Genomic DNA, 26,584 nt, shown 5'->3' on the forward strand with positions numbered 1-26,584 from the left:
GTTTAATCATTTCTTAGTGCTACAATAGGTTTAATTTTTGACGCCTTTTTTGCTGGTAAATATCCAGCGATGGCTCCTGCTATAATTAATGTTAGCGTTGCTCCAATAACCAATCCATTACTAACGCCAGGATCTTTTATAAAATATTCTTTTAAACTAGGCCCTACCAACTCTAAAACACCTACACCAATTAATAAGCCAACATAACCAGCAATTGCTGTAATAAGTATGGACTCAATTAATATTATAGATACAATAGATTTTGGAGAAGCGCCTAAAGCTTTTCTAATACCAATCTCTTTAGTTCGCTCTTTAACAATAAAAATCATGATATTACTAACACCAACAATTCCTGCTATTAAAGTACCTAAACCAATAATTAAAATAATAAAAGTAAGGCCAACCGTCATTTGGCTTATGGCTTTTGTTCCTTCGGCCATATTACGAACACGAATAGCTCTTTGATCGCTTCTTGCTACAGAGAACCTATTCTTTAATTTTTTTGTTAGAAGCGTACTGAAGCCTAAAGCTTGATCGGCATTCATTTCTGGATTATAGGTTAAATTTATTTGATCGATATAATCATTATTACCATATAAATACTGAGCCGTAGTTACAGGCATATAAATTTTACGTTCTTCGTTATCACCTCCATCATCTCTAAAAACCCCAATGACTTTAAATTGAATACCGCCTAAATTAATATACTTACCGACAGCTTTGGTTTTTAAAAACAAATCCTCTTCAACCAAACGCCCAATAACTACAAACTTTGTTTTATTGTTTAAATCGTTTTGATTAAGATATCTTCCTTCTTTTATTATTGTTTTTTCTAAATACTGGTGATCTGGGTGAACGGCTCTTAAGTCATATACATTCTGTTCGCCTTTATAAGACGCTTGAAGATTTTTATAGATTCTAGCAGTTATAAACTCTACTTTATTTCCAAAATCATCTTTCACATAATCAAAATCTTCATTAGTAAACTGAATGCGCCTGCCCGCCTGAAGCCCTTTATGTGCCTTAGTCGTTCTGCCAGACCTAATGGTAATCGTATTATTGGCATCATCGACAAAAGCTTCAGCAAACGTGTTTTGTAAACCATTGGCAATTCCAAAAAGGATAGTAAATAACAAAATAGCAAATGCGACAGTAAAACCAGATAACAAGCTTCTGGTTCTGTTCATATTTATACTTTGAAATATTTCGCGCCAAAGATCTATATCAAACATATTGCTCTGCTCTTACTTGGATTACTTTAACATCCTCCATAATAACACCATCCTTAAGGCGCACAATACGCTTGCACATGTTAGCAATATCCTCTTCGTGAGTTACCATTAATATGGTTTTACCTTCATCGTTTAATTGCTGAATAAAAGCCATAATATCATATGATGTTTTGGTGTCTAGAGCACCCGTTGGCTCATCGGCTAATAAAAGTTTAGGATTTGCAGCTAAAGCTCTAGCAATGGCAACACGTTGTTTTTGACCACCAGAAAGTTCTTTTGGTAAATGTTTAGCCCAATCTGCCAACCCTACTTTCCCCAAATGAAACATCGCTTTTTCTTGACGCTCTTTACGTTTCAAGCCTTGGTAATACAGCGGAAGGGCTACATTTTCAAGGGCATTTTTATAATTTATTAAGTTGAAAGATTGAAAAATAAATCCGAGGAATTTATTTCTATATACCGCAGCTTTTTTTTCAGTTAAATCTTTAATTGGTAATCCATCTAAAATATATTCTCCAGAATCGGCTTCATCTAACATACCAATAATGTTTAATAAGGTAGATTTCCCTGAACCTGAAGAGCCCATTATGGCCACCATTTCACCTTCTTCAACATTAAGATCTATTCCTTTTAAAACATGTAAACTTGAGTCTCCTATAGGATAGGATTTGTGAAGTTGATGAATTTTTAACATAGTTAATTGATTGATAAAACTTATTAAGCTTTAAAGTTAGACTAACCAATTAAAAAATTGTTACAAGAATTCGTTAAAAGTTTTTATTTTTTTAACGAATTGTATTTTTTATAAATAAAATACCCAATACCTGCAACAAGAATATACGGAATAGCCATTAAATACACAATACCATCATTTATTCCTTCTGCAGCTGTTTGACCTTCTTCGCTTTCTAATACGGCACGGCACATGGCGCATTGCGCATTACTCTTTATAAAAATGAATAGAAAAGAAATGAAAAATATTATTCTGCGTTTCATTATTTATTTTAAAGGTTCCGCTCTTTAGCGAAATGAATTAAACTTACTGCTTTGTGGTTGTTCTTAAAACTTCACAAAACAGGATTTCTTTAATAATAAGGTGAAATCATTAAATACACTACAACTCCAGTAATAGCAACATAAAGCCATAACGGAAATGTAATTTTAGCAATTTTTTTATGCTTCTCAATATTATTTGTAATCGCCCTAACATAGGTTATTAATACAAATGGAATTACAGCAATAGATAATATTATATGTGTTATTAATATAAAATAGTATACATATTTTGAAAAGCCTTCGCCTCCAAATTTAGTAGAATCGCTGGTCATATGGTATGCAATGTACATTACTAAAAACACAAGAGATAACGCTATTGCAAACTTCATTAAACGTTCATGCAATTTTATATTTTTTTTCTGAATAGCAACAAATGCAAATACTAAAACGACTGCAGTAAGCGCATTAACACTAGCGTAAATAGGTGGTAAAAACACCGGAAGCTCTACATCTATTTTAATTCCAAAAAGTGCAGCAACAGCTACTGGAATTACAATTGATAAAACAACTATAAGTTTATTATACTTTTTCTCGTTTAAGGTTTGTTGTGAATTACTCATTAAGCAACTTTTTAATATCTTGTTTTAGTGCACTAATTTCTTCTAATTTACCATCTTCATCTGTTTTTTCAGATTCTGAAGTAATACCATTGTAATAGATTATTGGGTTTCCATTTACTTCTCTACATCTAATAAATCCATTTTTATCAATCAAAGCAAAATTTCCTGAATGCTCAAAACCGCCTTCAACATCGGGGTTTGCAGCTGCGTAAATATAAAAACCTTCGTTTGCTAGTTTATAGATAGCATCCTTATCACCAGTCATTAAATGCCAGTTTGGGTTTGTAACACCGTATTTATCGGCATAGGCTTTAAGTATTTCGGGTGTATCGTAATCTGGATTAATGGTAAAAGATGCTACACCAAAATCGTCAAAACCTTTAAATTCATTTTGAATTTGAATAAGATTTCTATTCATTCTTGGACAAATAGTCGGACATGTTGTAAAAAAGAATTCTATAACATATACTTTGCCTTCGTAATCTTTATTGGTAATTGTGCTCCCGTTTTGATCTGTAAAAGAGAAATTAGGTACTTTTCTAAACTCATCATTATTAGGAATAAATACTAAATCTGATTTTTTTGATGCTTGCTCTTTTGGCTGATCGCTTCTACTTTCTTGTCGTGAAATATCATTATTAGATATTCTATCCACAATTCTTGGAATAAAAATAATACCAAAAACAAGAATAATAAAGGCTATGCCTATGTATGAATAATTTGATTTTTTACTCATTGGTTTCAGATTTTAAATCGCTAGCTCGTCTTGTATCAGAGTTAAACTCGCCTTTTCTTTTTTGCCTGTATTCGGTAAATAAAACTCGTAAATCGTCACTCATTTTATTTTTTATTTCTGCTACTTCAATACAATCGTAAGCGTTTAAACCGTAAATAGGTTTCTTTTTTTCTAGTTCTTTATCTGTCCTATCATCCAATCGTCCACGTTGATTTAAATCTTTATCGACAATATAAACTTGATTGGTTGCTAAGCTAGTTGTTAGTTTTCCTTTAGTTTTTAGGCTAAAAAACACCCGTTTAATATCTGTGGGTTCGCCAAACACAAAATGCCAGAATCTTAAATCTTGGTACGAGCTAATTTCTGCTTTTAGCTTTTTAACCGCTTCTTCTGTGCCTTTTGGCATAAGAACCACAACCTGAAAGCGCTTAAATCCTTTAAACTTATCGTATACTAGCTCTTTTAAATTTAAGGCCATAGTACTATTTTGCTCAGGATTACTCCCAAAAAAACCTAATACTGTTATATGATCTTTTAATATAATTTGCTCGTCGTTTTTAGAAGAGAATTTTTAATGTCTAATACCGATTCGTTTACAATATCTAAAGGTACATAGTTATGTGTAGCAGGATATAGAAACAATAAAAAGGTTACAGGAAGAAAGAATAAGATTCCTAAAACAACATATCGACTTACCTTTTTATAATCCATTAAATACTAGTATTTCTATTGTATTAAATTGTTTTGCAAAAATAAAAAAAGCGGATTTAATAACCGCTTTAATTCTATTATTTAACTTGAAGTTTTATGATGATAATTGATATAGCTTTTTAACCGTTTACTTTGGCTGATATGTGCGTTAGGGATTGAAGTGGATAGCCCACAGCCCGACGTAGGAGTTGCGAGGACTTGTAACGAAACATTTATGTTTTCATGAATTCAAAAATACAAAATAGAAATGCATGAATAAAAGCCCGACCGCCTGCCCTAAGCGTAGACGAAGGGTGTGGTAACCTGCCTGCATGCAGGCGCCCAAAACCATATTCAAAAAAAAATCCTGCCAATTGGCAGGATTCATTTTATATTTTAAATATGTACTTAAAAGTCTCTTTTAATGTATCCGTTATCATAAACATCAAATACATAACCGCCTTCTTGTAATAGTATAAACATTAAGTAAAGGATTAAGAAAATTGCTGTCCATACTACGGCGCGTCTTAAGCCGCTAGTTTCGTCGCGCATGTGCATAAAATCCCAAGTAATGTAATAGGCTTTTACTATGGTTAGGATAATGAATATCCAGTTTAATATTTTCATTCCTAAAAAGCTTGCCATTAAACCTTCTGGTTTTGCAATACCCAATGCTACTTCTATTATTGTAATAAAACTAAGAAAAGCTAATACACCCCAAATTTTTTGTGTGTTAGACTTAAATTTCCAAAGTCCTCTAAATATTTCTAATTTATGATCTTGCGCCATTTTAAATTTGCTTTTTGCCTTTAGCTTTTAGCTATTGGCGAATATTATTAATTATACTAGGTAGAAGAATGTAAATACAAATACCCATACTAAATCGACAAAGTGCCAGTAAAGACCAACCTTTTCTACCATTTCGTAACTTCCGCGTCTTTCGTAAGTTCCTAAAACAACATTAAAGAAAATAATAATGTTAATTAATACTCCTGAAAATACGTGAAAACCGTGAAATCCTGTTATAAAGAAAAAGAAATCTGCAAAAAGTGGCGAACCATATTCGTTAACATGAAGGTTAGCCCCCTCAACATATAACTTACCGTTTTTCATAACTTGATTTACCGACTCTGCTCTTGATAAAACTGTTTTTTCGCCCGCCTCGTTTATAATTTGAGTTCGCACTAAAACATCTTTGTTAGCTTGCAAACCATGTATAACTTCGTCCATGGTGTAGTTAGGAAGTGATCCTTCATCAACAAACCAAATTCCTGTTCTACTTTCATGTTGTGTTCTATCTTGATGCGCTGCGCTTACAGCAAAATCTCTTACAGCTACACGTTTAAAAACTTGCTCGCCGTCTTTATCAACATATTGTCCAAACTGTAAAATGTTACCACCTTTTGTTTGTACTGCACCATAATCGCCATTAATAAATGTGTTCCATTCCCAGGCTTGAGAACCAACGAATATTAAACCAAAAACAATGGTTAAAAACATATAGATAGTAACTTTACCTTTATTCATATGGTGTCCAGCATCAACAGCTAATACCATAGTTACAGACGATATAATTAATATAAACGTCATAAAAGCCACATAATACATAGGCGCATCTACACCGTGTAAAAACGGAAAGTGCGTAAACACCTCATCTGCAATTGGCCATGCATCAATAAATTTAAATCTTGAAAATCCGTAGGCTGCTAAAAACCCACAAAATGTTAAAGCATCCGATACGATGAAAAACCACATCATCATTTTACCGTAACTTACCTTAAGTGGTTTATTGCCACCTCCCCAAGTTTTGCCTTCTGCTACTGCTGTACTCATATATAATGGTTAGTATATCGTTTTAAATTACATATTAAAGCATAAAACTTGTTCATTTCCCGTTCTATTTCCTTGTCCATAATCTCAACAGCTTAGGCTATTAAAATCAATCACAGCGTTATATAACAAAAAAGCAACTTCGTTTATCCCGCCTCAATATGCACTTTAAACAGATATTGTTTAAAAGTTGGACAAAAATAATCAAATTATTCATCTAATAAAATATACCGCTTTAAAAATTGAAAACATGATAAAAATCATTGTTAAAAACAATTGGGCGTTCCTTTTTGATTATACCTACAAGGTTTTTAAAACCTTTCCGGAGCACAAAAAGTCGGGCTTTCGGCAGTCGCTTCCTCCTACGTCGGCGAGCTTCAACAAAGCCTCAATCCCTAACGCACCTATCCGCCAAAACCCTTGTAAAACCGCAATATAAAAGACTATTTGGTCTAGTTATTACCTCACAAAATATAAGAATAAAAACAGGTAAACCCAAAGGATATCTATAAAATGCCAGAACGTACCAGCCAATTCAAAACCTAGCATATTAGTTGACATGTATTTTTGTTTAAAATGATTATAAATTACAACCAATAAACAAATTAAGCCAACTACAACGTGTAAAATATGCACTATGGCTATTAAATAAATATAAGACATGGTTACATTACTTGTAGGTCCAGTAAAATTATAACCTAAATCTATAATTTGCTGAAAACCCGAAAACTGATAAAAAATAAAGACAACACCCAAAATTAATGTTGCAAATAACCACAGCGACGTTGCTTTATGATTATCGGTTTTTAAAGCACGTTTTGCTAACATAAAAGTTAAGCTACTTATAATTATTACAACCGTACTAACTATAAAAGCATTTGGGAGCACAAAATCTTTTAACCAATCTGGTCTTGAGCTACTTACAACAAATGCACTTGTCCAACCAGCAAAAGACATAATTAAGGATATAATCCCAAACCAAAGCATCATTTTTTTTGCTCTGTTATTTTTTTCTTCTTTAGTACCTTGAGTTAAATCCATAATTTATCTGATAAATTTATCTACAACATAAATAATTTGAATTAGTGTGATGTAAGACACACTAACCAGCATTAATTGTCTTGCTGCCTTTACAGTCATTTTTTTAAATAATCCAATAGCATAATACAACATCCACAACCCTGAAAGAAAAACCAGTATTGCTGCAACAATAGATAGTTGCAACTTACCAGTAAAACCAAACACCGGAATTATAGATATTAAAATCGTCCAAATGGTGTACATAATAACCTGTACTGCCGTTCCTTTATCTTGCTTCCCTGTTGGTAGCATAAAAAAACCACCTTTCTTATAATCTTCAAACAAAAACCAGCCAATAGCCCAAAAATGAGGAAACTGCCAAAAAAATTGTAACGCAAATAACGTTCCTGGTTCAATTCCAAAATTATCTGTAGCTGCTACCCAACCTAGCATAAACGGAATAGCACCTGGAATAGCACCAACAAATACAGAAATAGGTGTTTTTGTTTTTAACGGTGTATAAACACAGGTATATATAAAAATAGATATCGCACCAAACATGGCTGTTTGTTTATTGATGGTATATAAAATAGCGATTCCTAATATGGTAAAAATGCTTGAAATAATAAATGCAGTATTCACAGACATGCGACCTGCTGGAATGGGTCTGTTTTTTGTCCTATCCATTAAAGCATCCAAGTCTTTTTCAATAATTTGATTGAATCCGTTTGATGCCCCCACCATAAAATAACCACCTAATGCTAATAATAATAACGTTACGTAATCTATAGTCTCAACACCTAGTAAATAGCCAATAAGCGAAGAAAACACAACACTTATTGATAAGCGCATTTTCGTGATTTCCTTAAAATCTGAAATTAAAGAAGGTGTTGCTAATGAAGATTTTGAATTACTCAATGGTCTATGTCCTTGACGGCTTTTGTATTGCGAGTGCAAAGATACTCTATAAAAGCAATTTTAACAATGGTTTAATGCTAAATTTAAACAGGGTTGTTTATGTTGAAATTTGTGCTTTTAAAACTCTTTATTTTACTCAAAACAATATATTACATTCTGCCTATTCTAATATTAACATTCGTTAAACCTTAAGATTACTTAGTTAGCAGACCACTAATTAAAGTTTATTTTACAAAATACATTTCCATTTCCCCTTTTCCTTTGGCATGAATTTTTCCTCTGTATTCTAAATCCAGGTCTTTCTTAACAAGTTGAAATGTTGACCCTGAAATATTTATTTTACCAGTTTCTCCTGATGATTCCATTCTACTAGCAGTATTAATTGTATCTCCAAAAAGATCATAGCTGAATTTCTTTTTCCCTACTACTCCAGCCACTATGGGTCCTGAATGTATCCCGACTCTCATCTTCCATTTTATTTCATGTTTCTTATTTCTTTCCTCAAGGTATAATAACATTTGTTGAGCGGCTTTGATACAATTAATAGCATGTTCATTTATTTCTTCTTTAAGTCCGCATGCGGCCACATAAGCATCACCTATTGTTTCAATTTTTTGAACACCTACCCTCTCTACGATTTCATCGAATTGCCCGAAAATATCGTTGAGCTCATTAACCAAAGAGATAGCTGGAATACTTGCAACTAACTCTGTAAAACCCTCAAAATCCGTAAACAAAATAGTAACATTGTTGTGCCTTTTAGGTACTGTTTTACCAGTTTCTTTTAAATCCTTTACTACATTTACTGGAAGTATATTATAAAGAAGGTCATCTGATTTTTTTTGTTCAGCCTTCAGCGACTCTTCTGATCTATCAATCAGTACAGACAAAGTCCATGCAATCGCCAAACAAATTAGTCCAGTTACACATATATTTACTATTTGCAGGAAATATGGACTTATTACATCATAACGCGCATTAATTTTGGATTGAAATATTACCGAAATAATTAAAGTCGATACCCCCAAAATACTAAAACCTAAGGCTAATTTTCTTGCTTTTTTTGGAAAGGTCATGTAAGGAGTAATTATTACAATAAAATAAATAACCCAAACTCCTGAAGAGAAACCCAATACATAAAGAAATAAAGCAACTCCAAAATAGGAAGTAATTGTAAACCAAGTTGAAGCTAATACGCGCCAACCTCTATAATTTAATAATAGAACACATAAAAACATTAATGCTAGCACCCCATTGCTCCCATAAACTACTAGGGTATCTGTAAGATAAAAAGCAACAATCATCCAAATCACCATGAATAAGACGCCAAGGATAGAAGCAATATTTGTAACCCGTACGCACCTGTTTTCAGTTACAGAAAACACCTTGTTTACACCAATATCAATAATTCTTTGGAAAACTGGAGTTTCTATTTTATCATCATTGCGCATAAAGTTCTAATTATTTCACTAAATAATTAATTGCTTCCAGATTATAGTTAATGTGTTATGAAGTAACTTTTATTACTCAGACCTCTTAAAGATAATTAATTTTTACACAAAAAATCTATTTATGAGATTCTGACGTTCTTAATGACATGATATGTTAGTTATCAAAATACCAATTAAATAAATCGGTTCTAATACCAAAATTAACCCATAGCGTTTCGTTATTGAACGTTGATACTGTAGTCGCCTCCGGATTAAAATTTCTAACGGTAATATCTGTAAATATTTTTAAGTTAGTTGCCGGATTAACTAAATAACCCGCTTGTAAATTACCATGGAATATTTTTGATTTGATTCCTTGCCCTACTTCTACACCAGTATCAAAAGGTCTATCATTATAATCTCTATAAATGTCGCCACCGTAACTAAAATCATCAGTTCCGTTGTTATAATCTAGTCCTCGTGTTCCAAAAATAAACTTAGCATCACCATACCAGCGTTTGTAACGGTATCTCCCAATTATAACAGCTTCACTAAAATTTGCGCCCCATAAGTGTGCCAACGATTGGTTGTTATGTCCATAGTTAAGCACAATGGTATTATGCGAATACGTGTATGGCCTAACACGGTTATACTCAAATTGTAATAGTAAATTATCTACCTTAAAGGCATTATAATATTTAACTCCAAGTTGGTAACCGTATTTATTTTTCCAGCTTTTCTCTCCAGCTTTAACATCACCAAGAGAAAATTCATCTAAAACAAATTGGCTATAAAAATTCACACTATCATTCCATTTGTATTTTGCCGTGGCTCCTAAAATCGCATTTCCTGCGCCTTGTCCAGTTTCAAACTCTATAGCTCTGTAAAAAATAATAGGATTTAAATAGTTAACATCAAATCCGCGGTCGTTAGAGTTAGTCCATAAAACTGATTCAAACAATCCAATATTTAATTTTTTAGACACATTCCAACTTAAATAATGGTTGGCAACATACTTAGTTTTAAATGCTTTATCGACTTCAACTTCGTCTCTAACGTCTTTCATCCACATCCAAGTATTGGTGTATTTTATTTTCCAGAATTTGGTATTTAATTTTAAAAACGGGTGGGGACTAGCAGCATCGCCTAATAACAACGACCTATAACCATCGCCAATAAAGTTTTTGCCATGCCCAAATTGAACATTTATAAATTTAGCTGGCGCGTAAGATAAATACGCTTCTGCTACAGGATAATCATATGAATCGGTTTTGAAACGTTTTGCAATACCACGTCCAGGAATAATAGCTGGATCTGGACCAAAAGCTTTTAAAGTCTCAGCGTATTGATTTACATACTCTGCAAACCGGCCTTGACTTTCAAAAACCGAGGCGTAAAAATTCAATTTTTCGCCCAATCCACCTTGCACCAAAAACCCTCTAGTATTGTTATATGTTTTATTATTTTCAAGATTAGATTCTATTCCAAACTGTAAATCAAAAATAGGATCTACCGTAAACCAATAATCTTCACCTTGTAATTGCACCAAATGCTCGTTCCATAATTTCTTACCAGCCCAAGTTTCAGTCTCTCTTTTTAATAGTTCTTGTTCGGCTTCAAAATCAAAATATTTAGAAACCTCTTCATACACAAATGGTTTGGAAGCGGTATGACTATTTGTTCCAACAAGATTCATATGTCTATCGAACCTAGCATAATCACGATGCGTAAACTGAATATTTAATTGGCTGTTAAACGCTTTGTTTTCAAAAGCTATTAATTCATCATCTACTTTATCAAATTCATTTTTAGCAGCTATTTCTAAGGCAGAAAGGGTTTTGTCTTCGGCTAAATCTTGTGTTACCACAGATTGATCTACCAATGGTATTTTAATAGGAATGGAATATTGCTTAAATGTTTTTCTGCCATTATAGGTGGCTGCTGCTATTTTAGGAAACTCAGAAAACACACGTTTTGCCTCATCTTTTAACTCATTATAAATGGCATCGGTATAAATTACTCGAAACACTCCCGTAGTATCTACTTCAAAAACAACAACAACTTCACCTTTATAATCGTCTTTAGTAACCTTTTCTGAAACTTTAAAATTGTTATAAATATTATCAAATACGTTTTTTTCAAAACATGCTTGTAATGAATCTATAGCTACACTTTCACAATTAGGAAAAACTGGTGGCTTTTCTGGCAAAAAAGTGCTTTGAGAATAGGAATTATATTGAACTAAAAGGAGGAGTAGTACAATGAATTGCTTCATATTTTCTAATTAAGAGTTGTTTAAGGCTTGAAAGATACTATAATTTTAAATTCTAGTTATATATTATCAATGATAAGTATTTCTGCAATAATAGGGAACATGCTCGAAGTGACTTAAATATGGAATCACGTTAATCGCATGTAAATTTAGTTTATAAAAAAACCGTTAATACTAAAGTAATAACGGTTTTTAAAGCATGAAATTGTAATTATTTACTGAACATCAAATACTATGGGTAAAGTATAAATTACACCAACATTTTTGTTGTTTTGTTTTCCTGGAATCATTTCAGGGATAAAGTTTATAACACGAGAAGCTTCCTTATCAAGTTTCTGGTGTTGCGAACTCGTTAATATGTTAGTCACTTTACCTGTTTTATCAATTGTAAATTGCACATTAATTCTCTGCCTTCCAGATAATCCATAATCTGAAGCGATATCATTTCCTTGAAATTTTCTTTGAATGAGCTTTCCAATTTTTGTAGACATACATTTTTTTCGATCTACATTGGTCTTTTCCCTTTCACAACCAGGGTAAATTGGAACGTTTTGTATAAAAGCATATGGAACATTTTCTTCCTCAGGCTTTTCATCGACAAAAACCTCACCTGGATCAATAGCCGTTTCCGAAGATGTGTTTTGTTCTGCTGTGATGATTTCTATTGCTTTTTTTATTTTGTAATCATCATCAACCTCTTTTATTTTATTGGTTAAAACTACCTTTTTCTTAACCTCTGGCTGAACCTCTTTTACGGGCTCAACATAAACCTTAAAATTTTTAATTGAAATTTCAGTTGGTTCATCAGGTGGTAATAACTCCGCTACCTTAGGAATAGTAGTTTCAAACTTCATCTCAAGCAGCCCAAATGCCACCAGTAAGCAAACAATTAACCCAATTTGAAAATAAAGGGTTGAGTTTTTTTGTAAATTTGCATCATGCTTTTGTGATTTTTTCACGATTTGCTCATTTTGCCGAATGAGTTCGTGAGAATTCTTTTGATTTTTCATTTGTTAAAGTTTTATTTCAAACTAAAGTCAAATGTAATTCGCAAAACAAAATTTGTTGTTTCCCAAAATATAAACACCGTTTTGTTTATGCTCATTTCATAATAATTATAGTTTAAATGTTAATGTTATGATAAAGTCACAATAAGCATACCAAAAAATCCCGTTACAGTTTTGTAACGGGATTTAATAAAAAGTAAAAAGCCTCGAAGTTAACTTCGAGGCTTTTTATATATAAGATAAATTAATTCTTAATCTTGAACTTGGAAAATAATTGGTAAAGAATAAGGTACATTTACTGGCTTACCACGTTGTTTACCTGGTTTCATTTTTGGTAATAAACCAATAACTCTTTTAGCCTCTTTTTCTAATCCTGGGTGTGGTGCTCTTGCACGAATACCTGTAACCGTACCTGTTTTGTCAATTTTAAAAATAACATTTATACGTTGTCTTCCTGACAAACCTAATTCACTTGCCAACTCTGTATTAAACTTTTTATTTACAAATTGAGAGATTTTTTTCGACATACAATCTCTTTTAGCTGTATTGCTTCCTTTTTCACAACCTGGAAAAATTGGCACATTCTCAATTACTGAAAATGGTACATCAATATCTTCTTCTACTTCTTCTACTTCTACTTCTTCAACCTCCATAATCTCAGTTTCCTGATCAACTTCAGTAGACTCGATAACAGTTTCTTCAATTTCAACCTCATCTTCAACAATCTCAATCACTTCTGGCGCAGCAGGTGGTGGTGGAGGTGGTGGTGGTGTTTGAAGTTGTTCTGTAATTGGAATTTCTTCATCATCGATTTCATCCATATCTAATTGACCTATGTCAATAGCGGCTTTATCATAAGTTTTGTAATTGATGGCGTAATTTGTTAAAAACAACATTAACGCTAATCCAATAGCGAAGTAAAGTGAACTGTTACGTCCAACGTTAGCTTTGGGATTTTTTTTAAGTTCCATAATTTAATTCGTTTATCAAGAGTGCTAAAATAACTATTTATTATTCAAAAAAGCAAGCGTTTAAGAGTTTTTAACGTGTAAATTTTTTTTAAACCAAATCAAAGTAGAAGCAATTAATGCTCCTAAAGTATTAGCTAAGGCATCGTAAACATCTAAAGCTCTTGTGGCTGTCATTGTATCTTGCAAAATTTCAATAACTATGCCAAAGAATACAGCTAATACAAACGCATAAATTAATGCCTTCTTTTTTTTAAAACCAAACGTATAATAAAAAGCTAAATACCATAATACTGCAAAAAGACCGTAGGCTAAAAAATGAAATATTTTATCAGCAAAAGATATATGAACATCTGGAATGTCTTTTATAGTAATTAAACTTACCGTTCCTAATGCAATTGCATAACCTAAAGCAACTATAAATGCATTTTTTTTAAGCACCTATAAGTGTTTTATAATCATCTGAAGACATTAACCCATCTACTTGAGATAAGTCTGAACATTTAAGTTTTATCATCCAACCGCCTTCATAAGGATCAGAATTAACCACTTCAGGTTCATCTTCTAGACCTTCATTGAATTCAATAATTTCTCCCGTTAATGGCAAAAATAAATCTGAAACTGTTTTTACCGCTTCAACGGTTCCAAAAACTTCATCGGCTTCTAATGTTTCATCTACCGTCTCTACTTCAACATAAACAATATCTCCTAATTCACTTTGCGCAAAATCAGTAATTCCAATGGTTGCAATATCACCATCCAATTTAACCCACTCGTGGTCTTTAGTATATTTTAATTCTGAAGGAATGTTCATTTTATAAATTTTAAATTTAATTATTCAACAAATGTATTTATTCAAACCTTAAATTCAAATAGAGAATATGTTAATTACCGAAATTATATCGAATTGTAAATCCAGATCGAATTGTAGTTTGTGGAAATGCCGTTGAAATAGCATAATCTGAGAAGGTATAATCAAAATAGAAAATACCTGTCAAGTTTTTGCTAAACGCATAATCGGCAGAATATTTTAATCCCCAGATTGTTTGTCCAGATGTAATTTGATTGTTATCTAAATCTAAATACCTAATAATTGTTTTGTTATCTCTTACAGAAATATCAGCTTTCATATTTAAATCGCTAACAATTCGCTTTTTAGGTCCAGCTAATTTAGAGCGAATTCGTAAATCTTTAATTCGGTAACCTAACCCAATAATGTATTCGTTACCTTGAACTTCCGTTAACAAGTTGTTGTCAAAACTTAAAGATAACATTCTATCTTTTTTAATTTCGGCTAAAATTCTAACTGAATTCTTCATTTCCATATCTATTCTAACTAATGGACTAAATAATTCTGTTAAATTTATATTACTGAATAAACGCTCGTTTTTAAAATTACCAGATTGATCCAAAGCATCAGGATTATCCGTTATTTGAGTTGCATAATCTTTACCCGTTTCTGCCTCAGTATAATCTAAATTTGTATTAAATTGATTAATAGTATAAGCCGAACGATATCCGTGTGTTAAAGAGAAACGCTTAAAACGTTTTTTAAACCAATTAAACTTCATGAAGCCCGTATACTTTAAATCCCAGTTTGGTATTGGAATATCTCTAAAAGCACTCGTTTTAACCTTCGTAGCATCTTGACCAGAATAAGCTGCTAAAAACGCTGGCAACAATACGCGTTGACTACTTTTTCCAAAACCTTCTGGGTAACCATCATCATCTCTCGTGTAAGTATTCGTTCCATAGAATTTTTCGGCTAATCGGTCGGCAATTTTTAATCTATTAGACTTGAAATCTTCAAAAGGTTCTGAGTTTATTTCATCACTTTGATTAAATGCTGTTTTAATTAATATTGTAGAAATATTAAAGTTACCAAACGTATTAGGTGTTAATGGATTATAAACACCACCTACAACCTTATAATTCTCTGTGAAGTTTTCATAATAGGCTCTATTACCAACAATATCAATTTTTAAATCTCTAATAGGCTGTAAACTGGCAGAAATATCGAGTTGTTTTGTATTGGTTGAAGTAAATTGCTGGTTAAACTCTTGAAAAGATGTTAACCAACCACGTTTCGCTGCTTCATATCTAATATCTCTTTGGCTACCAAATGTAAACCCAACTGTTGGTTTTAAAGTTCCTATAAATCCGGGTGTGTTTGTATAACCCGGTAAAAACGTACCACTATTCTCGGAATAGTTTACTTGAATTCTTTTAATACTTGTTAAAACATCAACACCAGCATTTAAGAACTTAGTCATTCCTTGGTTTTTTGATCTTTTGGTTATCTTTTTAGTATTGGCTTTTTCTCCTCCTGGAGGTGCCCCACCAGGCGTTGTTCTTGTTCTTACTCGTCTAATTGGTTTTTTAACTAAACCTATGTATTTATAAAAACGAGACATATCTAAAGATGTATTGATATTATGAACGTTTGAATTTTGAACCGTATTCCCTAAATCGTATGTCACTCCATCTACCTCTAATTCACCATATAAATCAGATCCTTTTTGCCATTGAAAAGTTCCTGTATATTGATATGTCGCATCAATAAAACTGAAGGTTGGTATCTTATTAAGTGGCAATTGATAAGTAACACCAAGGTTTTGCGTTTGCCTATTTGGATCTCCAATATCCATTAAACCATCCCACACATCTAGAGTTGAATCCTGTTCACCTTCTTCAATAGTACCCTTAAAATAATTTCTAACAATATTATTGTTTGAAGCAGTAAAATTGAATTGTAACGAATTGGTTAGGTTATAATTTATAGCATATTGAAAATCGAAGGTATAGTTTCTTCTAAACAATTCTTCAATACCAATATTACCACTATCAGCAGTCAAATCTACTTCCCTAAATTTCTGCCTATTAAACTGTCTATTAATATCTGTATTAATAGTAAAACTTGTTGGTAATAAATTGAAATTAAAATCCTTTAAAAATTTCCAGTACTTACCATTAAAAAGCGAATCGTTTTTCTTGAATGGCTCTATGGTTATTGGATTAAAATTATGCGCATAATTGGCTCCAATACGTAAAGTTTTATTAACGGCGTTTTCAATTTCAAAATCTCTATGCTCTACTTTATTGTAAGAGTAATTTAATGTTACGTTTTCAACATCATAAAAACGCGGTTTTTTGTCTGTAGTTCTTGTTTTTCTAACACCAATAAAATTAATACTTTTTCGTTTAGTATAATCTTCAGACTGTTGTCTAATTTCGTCTTTATCTGCTTCAGAATTGGCAGCGTCGATCCTAGAATCTAAGGTTAAATCTTCGTAAAACTGATCGTATTTAGGTGTAATTAACTCTTCACTCTGACCATAATTAAATGGCACTTGAATGCCCCATTTTTTTGGTAGTAATTGACCAACATTAACATTGGTAACCACATCATATTGTTTTACATCTTCTAAACTTCGTTGACTTGGTCCTTGCTCTAAAGATCCAAACCCAGATGTACTTTGGCTAGCTGTAGCACTTATACTTGCAAAATCTGCTATATTAGTATCTAAGCTTACTACAGCAGCCCATCCGCCTTCGTTATCTAAATCTGATAATCGTAATTCGTTAAACCAAACCTCTGCACAAACATCTTGGTTTGTAGACGTTATATTTGCAGTAGTTCCGTTTTTAATACCAACCATTAAAGTTCTAATATCTCCAAAATTAGGATTCCCCTTTACAGCGATTCTTTGTTGACCAAGAGTATATTCTGAAAATTCTGAGACAGGGGTTTCTACTAACTTATCATCTACGACATCGTAAAATGTGGGATCAACATTAGTTAGAGTCATCTCAGAAATACCAAGAGCTTTAATTTCCCCTAAGAGTTCAATAGGTAAATTAAACTCATTTTCTGTAGGCCAAACTATTTCCCTATTACTCAAAGTTTCATTATTATCAGGATCTTCAGAGTCAGTAATTCTTTCTGATAATTTTAGAGGCAACTCTATTTGATAAAAATTTTCAGTTAAATCATTACCCATTCTTATAAAAGCAATAACATCTTTATCTTCAACTGGATTTTCAATAATATTTTCAAGGTGAGTAAACATTCTCATACGCTTATATTGACGCATGTCTAAGTTAATGTTTTTATAAACTGCTCTAGCATCTTCAGTTTCTAAATTGCACGCTTGAACAACTAAAGACTGTTCGTTTTGACTTACTACTGTGTTATTATTAAAAAGCTCCTCAGGCTCTATTCCTGGGGGCCTAACGTAACTTCCATCATTTTCAATCGTACCAATAACACCAACTGAGAAATCGGTATCATCATCGTTCGTATTAAAAGGATCTCCATCAAGAGATTGTGTATAACGTCTCCAATCACTTCTAACTAAATCTAAAGTACCAAAACGAAATATGGTTTTTTCTTGAAATTCTTTAAGGTATATTCTTGTAAATCTTACTGATCTTATATCTGGACTATTTACTTCTTTAACATGATTACCTTCTATTGGTATTCTAAATTGATACCATCTAACCTTTTCGGATTCACCATTTGGCATTGAACGCGATTGATCTTTAAAATCTCTTAAAAACTCTTTTAATGGGTTGCTATCTGGTATATTATCAAAAGCATTTTTATCTAGCGGTAAATTGGCTCTTGTCAAATCTAATTCGTATTCAAAGTAGCTATCAATCGTATTCATGGTATTATCACGATTAATATCTTCTACATCGGGTTGTGTATTTGCCGCTCTATCTGTATCAGTAAATGTATCTGGAGTGTTACCTTGAACACCGTTATACTTTTTATAACGATCAAAAATATTACCATCGGTGTTTAAAAAATATGCATAGTTATCGCCTGCAGGATCGTCTCCAAAATCTGTTCCAAATTCTTGTAGCTCTTTCTCATCATCATAACCATCATAACCAACGTCTTGATTGGTACGTTCATCTCCAGTACTATCAAACGTATAAATTAAAGATTGATTTTGCGGCACTACAGTTCCCCAAGATGTCTCAGTTAATAAATCTATATCGCCATCTTTAGGCAATCCATTTTCATAGAGTTTTTTACCATCTTTAATAATATCTTCTGAAATATTACCTAAATTAAATACTAACTTACCTCCAGGATTTGTTGGATTATCTTGAAAAGGATCTTGTAACCAAAAATCGATATACTCTACATTTTGTTGCTCAAAATCTGTTGATGTTATTTGTCTTGTAATACCTGCCCAACTTTGGTCTGGATTATCTAAAACACCATCACTATTAGTATCTGAATCTGCTAACGGTTCAAAATTATAAGGTCCACGTTCTTCTGGGTAATACGCTAAATCTAAAGTGAAAATCACAGAATTTTGCCCTTGAACTAAGTCTTGGTCTGGAAATAACTCATTAATAAATACACGACTTGTGTAGAGTCCTGAAACATCATCATCAGATATTTCATCCGGACGTTGGTTACTATAAAAAATAGGGTCGATAGTATACCAGTTTAAAAGTGCTCTATCATACCCATTTTGAATACCTGCACTATCTTCTAACTCACCATCATCTCCATCGCCATCAATATCTAAAGGTCTACTAGACAAAAACCAAGATTGTTGCGATTTTAAATCGATACCGTTTTGCGAGCCTTCAAAATCATCTATATATGAGGTTGCTTCACCATTTAAATCGGTGCCCTTTGGTGCACCCGGCGCTAAATATGCAAACTCGCCTCGAAGTGATAAATTAGACTCAACATCTGTATCAATATTTGGCAATTTATTAGCTAATCGCGTTAAGAAAGGTACTTTGGTAGAATAATTCCCATTTAGCCCAAATATGGTATTATTTATAGATTCTGAACCATAGTTTGCCTTTTGTGTAATAGGGCGTTCATTTAAATTTAACAACGTCGCTCCTAAAACAAAATTTTCGTTGAATTTATGCTCAACATTAAGTCCTGTAAAACGTCTTGTTTGTTGACCAAAAACTGCATTATTTTCGGTAGAAACCTGAATTGGTGTATTTGATGCTTTTAATGATTCATCTAAAATTTGAACACGTCCTAATTGATAGTTTACCGTATAATCAATACCTTCAACTAACACACGCCCACCAGCAGTAACTCTTACAGAACCTCTTGGCACATTAAAAGCGCCAATAGGAATACCATCACCACCGCTAGAAGATTTATAGCGTCCTTTTAATTTGAATTTATTTTTTTCAACTTCTTCTAAGGCTGCTGTTTTTGTACTTTTATAAAGGATATCATAAACATATTTCTTTTGGTCGTCATTAAACATGGCGTTATCAACATCATCATAATTGGTTCCTCCACCTAATACATTATATAAATATTCACCAAAAGGTTCTGCACTTGTAAATACAATTTTTCCATTTACGGGAATAACTGTAACTCCTGAAACAAAATCGAAAAACCCATCTCCTCTAGCCTGCGGATCGTTATTAAAATTTAACTTATCTAAGTTAAAAACGCGTAATAATGGGGAGTTTTCTAATAAGTCTTCACTTGGTGTACTCCCATTTACAGGGTTTCCATTAATATCCAATTCGAAACTCGCGCCAACTGGTGAAATAAAGTTTAATGGCGATGCTTCGTTATAAAAAATATTTAGTGTAAAATCATCCTGACTTAAATTATAAGCCCCAGTATCGTAGATGTTTTTCATCATTAAATCCCATACTGGTTGTGTAACATTAGTTATACTACTTTTAAGCATTTTTAAAACTAGAGCTGTATTTACAACAGAGGTTACCTCTCCATCCGTTACTTCTACATCCGTAGCTTCAAGCCCATCATTTGCAAATTCACCAACTTGATATACTTTTCCTCCTACGGTATATTGAAAGGCTACGGCTAAAACCTCATCATTACTTAAACGTTGGTTAAGCGATATATAACCCAACTCTGTATTTAATGTATATTCTTGATTGCTAATTAATTTTCTGGCATTTTCAAGTTTTGCATAATCACTACCTTCATCTACTTGATCACTTAACCCAATAAAACCTTGATCGGCGGTAGAAACATCTCGAATTAGATTATTTAAAACAGACGTTGAACCAATTGCCGTAGGGTCAAAATCATTGTTACCATTATCCGGAAATGCATTAGTCGTATTTATAAATCCTCCTGGAATTGGGTCTAGCAGAATATTATCCTTATCAGGTTGGGCAGAGCTATAAAAAGATTCTCCTAAATCTTGAAGCGCAACAATATTTCTAACATTATCTGTCCTATTACTTCTATTAGTAACCCAAGCCTCTAATCGGGTTATTTGCAATCCTTTATTATTTATAAACGGGTAATTTTCTAAGGCACCATCATATGCATCTCTAAAATATTGTGCTAAGAAGAAGTGTCTATTTTCATCGTATTCTCTAATGAAAAACTCAAATTCTTCAAGTGTACCTCCGCCTTGAGCGACTACTGTATTAGCCTGAGATTTTTGTTCAGAAAACACACCTGTAACGGTTGTTTTTCCAAATTGAAGTTGGGCTTTAACTCCAAATAAACTCTGCGCACCTGTAATAAGCGAGCTGTTTAATGGCATACTTACATTACCAACTTCTATTTTTTGAATAATATCATCTTCGGTAGGTGTATATTCTAATTTTATAAGTTGCTGAAAATCGAAAGTAGATTGTGTGTCATAATTAGCTGTTACTTGGAGTCTTGTACCTACTTTCCCTAATAAACTTAAACTGATACGTTGATCGAAATCGAAAGTAAAATTACTTCTGTTTCTTGGTGAAAACGACGGATTGTCTTGTCTAGAAAATAGTACTCCTAAATCCATTTCCACAGAACCTTGTGGAACCACCTCAATAGTGTTACTTCCAAAAATAGATTCAAAAAAATCTGATTTCACATAAAATTCAGGCAGTAAATTTTTTCTATCTTCTTCTGAACCTTCTTTTTTACCATCAAAGGCATCAATTTTTTCTTTGTAATAACTACGTAAATTTTCTTTCGCAACTAAAGCGTAATACTCTTTAGGTGTTAAAATAACTGGATAATTAATATTAAAACTACCTATTTTTTCGGTGTAAATATACCTATCCGTTATAGGGTCATAAGTATATTTTGACTCTATACTATTAGGATTAGGGACGCTAATTTTGCCTAAACTAAACCCTGTTTTTGTTGAATCTTGAGCAGGTTGTTGAGACCAAGCTACTAAAGAATAACAAAGTAAAAATATTATTAAGAGAGACTGTTTAGTTTGTTTATAGTTGATTTGGTTCAAAATATTTATTATAAATTTTTTAAGGCCTGCTTTATAATCGTTTCAACATCGGCATCAGGTTGTCCTATCATAATTTTATCCACAACACGTTCTGCTTGTTTTTTAACAAAACCAAGCACTTCTAAAGCAGATAACGCTTCATCTTTATTGGTATTGCCTTTATGCACAGAAACTTCGTCTATATCGTAAATCTTTAAAATTTTATCTTTTAAATCTAAAATAACACGTTGGGCTGTTTTGGCTCCAATACCTTTTATGGATTGAATTAAAGGTACATCACCACTTGCAATTCCTTCTCTAATTTGCTTAGGTGTTAAAGATGATAACATGGTACGCGCAATACTTGACCCTATACCACTTACAGAAATTAATAACCTAAAAATTTCACGTTCGGCTAGCGATGAAAACCCATATAGCGTATGAGAATCTTCTTTAACTTGAAGATGTGTGTATAATTTTAATTGTTCACCTTCTGGAATTTGAGAAAATGTATGTAGTGATATATTTAGCATATAACCTACACCATTACAATCAATAACAACATGTGTTGGATTTTTTTCAGTAAGTTTCCCTTGAATGTGTGTTATCATGAATTGGATTTCGTTAAACAACCAAATGTAATAAAATTATTCACATTTTATTTATTTACCTTTTACTAATTGAAATTACAGCCCTGGATTTTCTAATTCCCACTTTGCTTTATGTTGAGCATCGATAACAGCAATAGCCGTCATATTTACAATTTCATCAACACTTGCTCCTAACTGAAGAATATGAACTGGTTTACGCATACCCAACATAATTGGCCCAATGGAGTCGGCTTCATGTAATTCTTTTAATAGCTTATAAGTTATATTTGCTGAATCTAAATTTGGAAAAATCAGTGCATTAACTTTTTTACCAACTAATTTTGAAAACGGGAAGCGTTCGCGAAGCATCTCATCATTCAAAGCAAAATCAGTTTGCAATTCGCCATCAACAACCATATCAGGATAATTTCTATGCAACAAAGAAACAGCTTCTCTAACTTTTGAAGCTTTTTCGTTTGTAGAAGAGCCAAAGTTAGAATAGGATACCATAGCCAAAACGGGGTTTAAGCCAAACAATTTAATAACATTAGAAGTCATTTGTGCAATTTTAGCTAAGGACTTCGCATCTGGATCTATATTTATCGAAGTATCACTTAAAAATAGCGGACCTCTTTTAGTCATCATTAAATTTGTTGTTGCTGCACGACTTACACCTGGCATTAAACCTATAAGTTCTAACATGGGTTTTACAACCGATGGATAATTACGCGAATAACCTGATATTACAGCATCTGCATCTCCTTCGTTAACCATCATTGCAGCAAAATAATTGCGTTCTCGCATTAAGCGTTGTGCTGAGTATAAGGTAACCCCTCTTCTTTTACGTTGTTCCCAATATACATTTGCATATTTATCTTTTCGATCGTTTTCCTCGTCTGTTTTTGGGTCTATAATTGTAATATCAGCATCAAACTCAATTTCTGCCATTAGTTTTTGAATGGTTTCTTTTCTACCAAGTAGAATAGGTATTGCAATACCTTCTTCATGAACAATTTGTGCTGCTTTTAAAACATCTAACTGATCTGCTTCAGCAAAAACCACACGTTTTGGATTAAACTTGGCGCGATTTAACAATAACCTAACCAGCTTATTATCTGACCCTAAACGCTCAAGTAAAGTATCTTCATATTTTTCCCAATCTGTAATCGGGTATTTTGCAACGCCACTTTCCATAGCTGCTTTCGCAACAGCAGGAGGCACTTCGGCAATTAAACGTGGATCAAAAGGTTTTGGAATAATATAATTTTTACCAAACGTTAAACGTGTTTCGCCGTAAGCAATATTTACTTGTTCAGGAACAGGTTCTTTTGCTAGTTTCGCTAAAGCTTTTACTGCTGCCATTTTCATAGCCTCATTAATTTTGGTAGCACGAACATCTAAAGCACCTCTAAAAATAAAAGGAAATCCAAGTACATTATTTACTTGATTAGGATGGTCACTTCTACCAGTTGCCATGATTATATCCTTTCTGGTAGCAACAGCAATATCATATTTTATTTCTGGATTTGGATTGGCCATAGCAAAAACTATAGGGTTTTTAGCCATAACCAAAAGCATGTCTGGAGTTACAATATCTGCCATAGAAAGACCAATAAACACATCGGCATCTTTCATGGCCTCATCAAGTGTATCTATTCTTCTATCTGTAGCAAATTCGGCTTTTTCAGAGGTTAAACTCTCTCTATCATTTCTAATAACACCTTTACTATCCAGCATTACCATGTTTTCGCGCTTTGCGCCACAAGCTTGGTATAAACGAGAACAAGAAATAGCTGCTGCTCCTGCGCCACTAATAACTATTTTTACATCTTCAAGTTTCTTTTCTGCTATTTCTACGGCATTTATTAAGGCTGCTGCCGAAATAATTGCAGTACCATGTTGGTCATCATGCATTACTGGAATATCCAGTTCTTCTTTTAATCGTCTTTCAATCTCAAAAGCTTCTGGTGCTTTAATATCTTCAAGATTAATGCCACCAAAAGTTGGTGCAATATTTTTAACGGTTTGAATAAATTCTTCAACATTTTCGGTATCTACTTCAATATCAAACACATCAATATCTGCGAAAATTTTAAATAATAAGCCTTTACCTTCCATTACAGGCTTTGAGGCTTCAGGACCAATATTACCTAAGCCTAAAACAGCAGTACCATTAGATATTACTGCAACTAAATTACCCTTTGATGTATAGCGATAGGCATTTTCTTTATCTTTTTCAATCTCTAAACATGGTGCAGCAACTCCAGGTGAATACGCTAAAGATAAATCTCTTTGACTTGCATATTTTTTGGTTGGAACCACTTTAATTTTACCGGGAGTTGGTTTTGCGTGGTATATAAGGGCCTCTCTTCGTTTGCTTTCTTCGCTCATAATAATGGATAATTAACTAATCCGCAAAGATAATAATCCAATTGATTGAAAGCTTTAATCTTTTAATTTTTTACTTATACTTTTTAGAGTTTGAATAGATTTTTTAATTAAAAAGCCATTGATTTATCTTCGCCAAACTCGAAATAATTTATCACAAAACTCAACGTTTCAAGATTTGCTTTTAAATGCGCATATTCCTTATCATTTTCCCATAAAACATCTATTTTATTTAGAGACACATTATTAATTTTCACGTTTCCAGAAAATGCTTTTGAGGTGTTACGCAATTGCATAATTTTTAGTTGGTTTTTAACAATATCTTTTTGAAGCCCAGATTTAACATCTTCTATTGTCAAAGTAGTTCTGTTTATTTCTTTATGTCCGCCACTACCAGCTTCATCAGCTGCCTCATAATCATTTTTACCAGCAAAAATATCTAAATACCATACCTGAGGAATCCCTGGCATAAATATTTGAATAGCTCTTGCTAGCAACAGCTTTTGTTCATCTTCACCTAAGGCACTAAAAAATGTAGCATTAATTTGGTAGTAAGAAATCTTTTTACCAGATGGACCATAAAGGTTTTTTACACGCCCACCACGTTCCATGATTTTACTCATGATGTTTTCTATTTCTTCATCTAAAAGCAAGCCTTTATTGTAAACACCATCAACTTCCTTTCCTTTTAAATCTAAAACAGGAATACCATCATGACAACCAAGCATATTAACGGTTTTGTAACCTTTATTAACTATTTCCTTCGCCCATGTTATTAATGCACTACAGTTACTTGTCTCGATAGTATGGATTGTTAATCCAGGAAGGAAAAAATCATAAATATAATATCCTTCATTTGCAACCTCATCATGCAAATGCAGCCCATATTCGGCATGAATTTCTGGCAATAAGGTTAAATTATGCTTTTGAGCTATTTGTTTAATCCTTTCTAAATATTCCCAAGTTCCTGGTTTATTGAAAAAATTTGATTTTCCAATTTCTTTATGTAGATATGCAAAGGCATCCAATCTCAATATTTTTCCTCCAAAACCGCTAACTTTTTTCAAAGTTTCTTCATAAAAATCCCAAACCAGTTTAGACTTTGCGTTCACATCCATTTGTCCTAAAATACTTTTATCGACATTTATTTGTTGGTAAAAGGTATTCCAATACGGTTGCTCTGTACCGTCAGGGAAAGGCACTTTTAATATTGGTAACCCAGACTTTCTCATAAAAAGTTTATTAAGAAATTCTTCTTTTGGAACTATTACACCATCATCGCCCATGATACCATTACCGTCCCAAAAGGTATTCCAATTGATAAAAAAGTCCTTGTACTTTGACTTATTACCATATTTTAATAAATCTTTAAACTGAGGAGACGCTACTGATAAGTGGTTTAAAACAATATCAAATTTTAACTGAATATCCAAAGCTTCTAAAGCTTTTAAATCGTCTTCAGAAACTAAATCTTTATTAATATTATAATCTATTACGGAAAACCCTCTATCTAAATCGCTATTAAAAAACGTTGGAAGCACATAAAACAATGAAAAAACATCTTTGAATTCTGGCATTTTTAACATAGTAATTGTGTCACTCAAATTACTTCCAATACTGTCTGCATATGCATTAAGCATTACGCCATTATTGATTTTATTTTCTTTTGACATCATT

20 protein-coding genes are annotated in these 26,584 nt (G+C 32.7%); all 20 read right to left on the reverse strand.

What is annotated here, in order from left to right; translation table 11 throughout:
* Nucleotides 1–2: 2 nt before the first annotated feature.
* On the reverse strand, nucleotides 3–1,232 hold the full coding sequence (locus tag SJY43_RS02500) for an ABC transporter permease (protein ID WP_396602272.1): 1,230 nt from the start codon (nucleotides 1,230–1,232) through the stop codon (nucleotides 3–5).
* Complete coding sequence (locus SJY43_RS02505; protein WP_396602273.1) at nucleotides 1,225–1,926, reverse strand: ABC transporter ATP-binding protein; 702 nt, start codon at nucleotides 1,924–1,926, stop codon at nucleotides 1,225–1,227. The genes SJY43_RS02500 and SJY43_RS02505 overlap by 8 nt, the downstream gene beginning before the upstream one ends.
* An 83-nt stretch (nucleotides 1,927–2,009) precedes the next feature.
* Nucleotides 2,010–2,228, reverse strand: a complete 219-nt coding sequence (locus SJY43_RS02510; protein WP_396602274.1) for a hypothetical protein — start codon at nucleotides 2,226–2,228, stop codon at nucleotides 2,010–2,012.
* An 89-nt stretch (nucleotides 2,229–2,317) separates the two neighbouring features.
* Entirely contained in the window at nucleotides 2,318–2,848 is a 531-nt protein-coding gene (locus tag SJY43_RS02515; RefSeq protein WP_396602275.1) for a DUF420 domain-containing protein, read from the reverse strand.
* Nucleotides 2,841–3,584 (reverse strand): SCO family protein, encoded by a 744-nt coding sequence (locus SJY43_RS02520; protein ID WP_396602276.1) that lies wholly within the window; start codon nucleotides 3,582–3,584, stop codon nucleotides 2,841–2,843. Before SJY43_RS02520 ends, SJY43_RS02515 begins: the two co-directional genes overlap by 8 nt.
* Complete coding sequence (locus tag SJY43_RS02525) at nucleotides 3,577–4,062, reverse strand: hypothetical protein (RefSeq protein ID WP_396602277.1); 486 nt, start codon at nucleotides 4,060–4,062, stop codon at nucleotides 3,577–3,579. The genes SJY43_RS02520 and SJY43_RS02525 overlap by 8 nt, the downstream gene beginning before the upstream one ends.
* A gap of 620 nt (nucleotides 4,063–4,682) precedes the next feature.
* The gene (locus SJY43_RS02530) at nucleotides 4,683–5,063 is read right to left on the reverse strand and encodes a cytochrome C oxidase subunit IV family protein (RefSeq protein ID WP_396602278.1); all 381 of its coding nucleotides are present in this window, start codon (nucleotides 5,061–5,063) and stop codon (nucleotides 4,683–4,685) included.
* Between the two features lie 51 nt (nucleotides 5,064–5,114).
* Complete coding sequence (locus SJY43_RS02535; protein WP_396602279.1) at nucleotides 5,115–6,107, reverse strand: cytochrome c oxidase subunit 3; 993 nt, start codon at nucleotides 6,105–6,107, stop codon at nucleotides 5,115–5,117.
* Between the two features lie 456 nt (nucleotides 6,108–6,563).
* Nucleotides 6,564–7,145, reverse strand: coding sequence for a heme-copper oxidase subunit III (locus tag SJY43_RS02540; protein ID WP_396602280.1), 582 nt, complete (start codon nucleotides 7,143–7,145; stop codon nucleotides 6,564–6,566).
* A gap of 3 nt (nucleotides 7,146–7,148) precedes the next feature.
* On the reverse strand, nucleotides 7,149–8,042 hold the full coding sequence (gene cyoE, locus SJY43_RS02545) for a heme o synthase (protein ID WP_396602281.1): 894 nt from the start codon (nucleotides 8,040–8,042) through the stop codon (nucleotides 7,149–7,151).
* A 224-nt stretch (nucleotides 8,043–8,266) separates the two neighbouring features.
* Complete coding sequence (locus SJY43_RS02550) at nucleotides 8,267–9,493, reverse strand: adenylate/guanylate cyclase domain-containing protein (RefSeq protein ID WP_396602282.1); 1,227 nt, start codon at nucleotides 9,491–9,493, stop codon at nucleotides 8,267–8,269.
* Nucleotides 9,494–9,647: 154 nt separating this feature from the next.
* Nucleotides 9,648–11,747, reverse strand: a complete 2,100-nt coding sequence (locus SJY43_RS02555) for a gliding motility protein RemB (protein ID WP_396602283.1) — start codon at nucleotides 11,745–11,747, stop codon at nucleotides 9,648–9,650.
* Between the two features lie 212 nt (nucleotides 11,748–11,959).
* Nucleotides 11,960–12,754 carry an energy transducer TonB gene (locus SJY43_RS02560; protein ID WP_396602284.1) on the reverse strand — a complete coding sequence of 265 codons (795 nt, stop codon included), beginning with the start codon at nucleotides 12,752–12,754 and terminating at the stop codon, nucleotides 11,960–11,962.
* Between the two features lie 248 nt (nucleotides 12,755–13,002).
* Nucleotides 13,003–13,722, reverse strand: a complete 720-nt coding sequence (locus SJY43_RS02565) for an energy transducer TonB (protein WP_396602285.1) — start codon at nucleotides 13,720–13,722, stop codon at nucleotides 13,003–13,005.
* A gap of 60 nt (nucleotides 13,723–13,782) precedes the next feature.
* On the reverse strand, nucleotides 13,783–14,160 hold the full coding sequence (locus SJY43_RS02570; protein ID WP_396602286.1) for a VanZ family protein: 378 nt from the start codon (nucleotides 14,158–14,160) through the stop codon (nucleotides 13,783–13,785).
* Nucleotides 14,153–14,533 (reverse strand): glycine cleavage system protein GcvH, encoded by a 381-nt coding sequence (gene gcvH / locus SJY43_RS02575; RefSeq protein ID WP_396602287.1) that lies wholly within the window; start codon nucleotides 14,531–14,533, stop codon nucleotides 14,153–14,155. Before gcvH ends, SJY43_RS02570 begins: the two co-directional genes overlap by 8 nt.
* A gap of 70 nt (nucleotides 14,534–14,603) precedes the next feature.
* Nucleotides 14,604–21,959 carry a cell surface protein SprA gene (gene sprA, locus SJY43_RS02580; RefSeq protein WP_396603381.1) on the reverse strand — a complete coding sequence of 2,452 codons (7,356 nt, stop codon included), beginning with the start codon at nucleotides 21,957–21,959 and terminating at the stop codon, nucleotides 14,604–14,606.
* Entirely contained in the window at nucleotides 21,959–22,540 is a 582-nt protein-coding gene (ruvA, locus tag SJY43_RS02585) for a Holliday junction branch migration protein RuvA (protein ID WP_396602288.1), read from the reverse strand. Before ruvA ends, sprA begins: the two co-directional genes overlap by 1 nt.
* Nucleotides 22,541–22,615: 75 nt before the next feature.
* Nucleotides 22,616–24,910 carry an NADP-dependent malic enzyme gene (locus SJY43_RS02590; RefSeq protein ID WP_396602289.1) on the reverse strand — a complete coding sequence of 765 codons (2,295 nt, stop codon included), beginning with the start codon at nucleotides 24,908–24,910 and terminating at the stop codon, nucleotides 22,616–22,618.
* 107 nt (nucleotides 24,911–25,017) lie between these two features.
* The gene (gtfA, locus tag SJY43_RS02595; RefSeq protein ID WP_396602290.1) at nucleotides 25,018–26,583 is read right to left on the reverse strand and encodes a sucrose phosphorylase; all 1,566 of its coding nucleotides are present in this window, start codon (nucleotides 26,581–26,583) and stop codon (nucleotides 25,018–25,020) included.
* Nucleotide 26,584 lies beyond the last annotated feature (1 nt).

The sequence above is a fragment of the Algibacter sp. R77976 genome (genome assembly GCF_044594645.1).
Lineage (GTDB): Bacteria > Bacteroidota > Bacteroidia > Flavobacteriales > Flavobacteriaceae > Algibacter_B.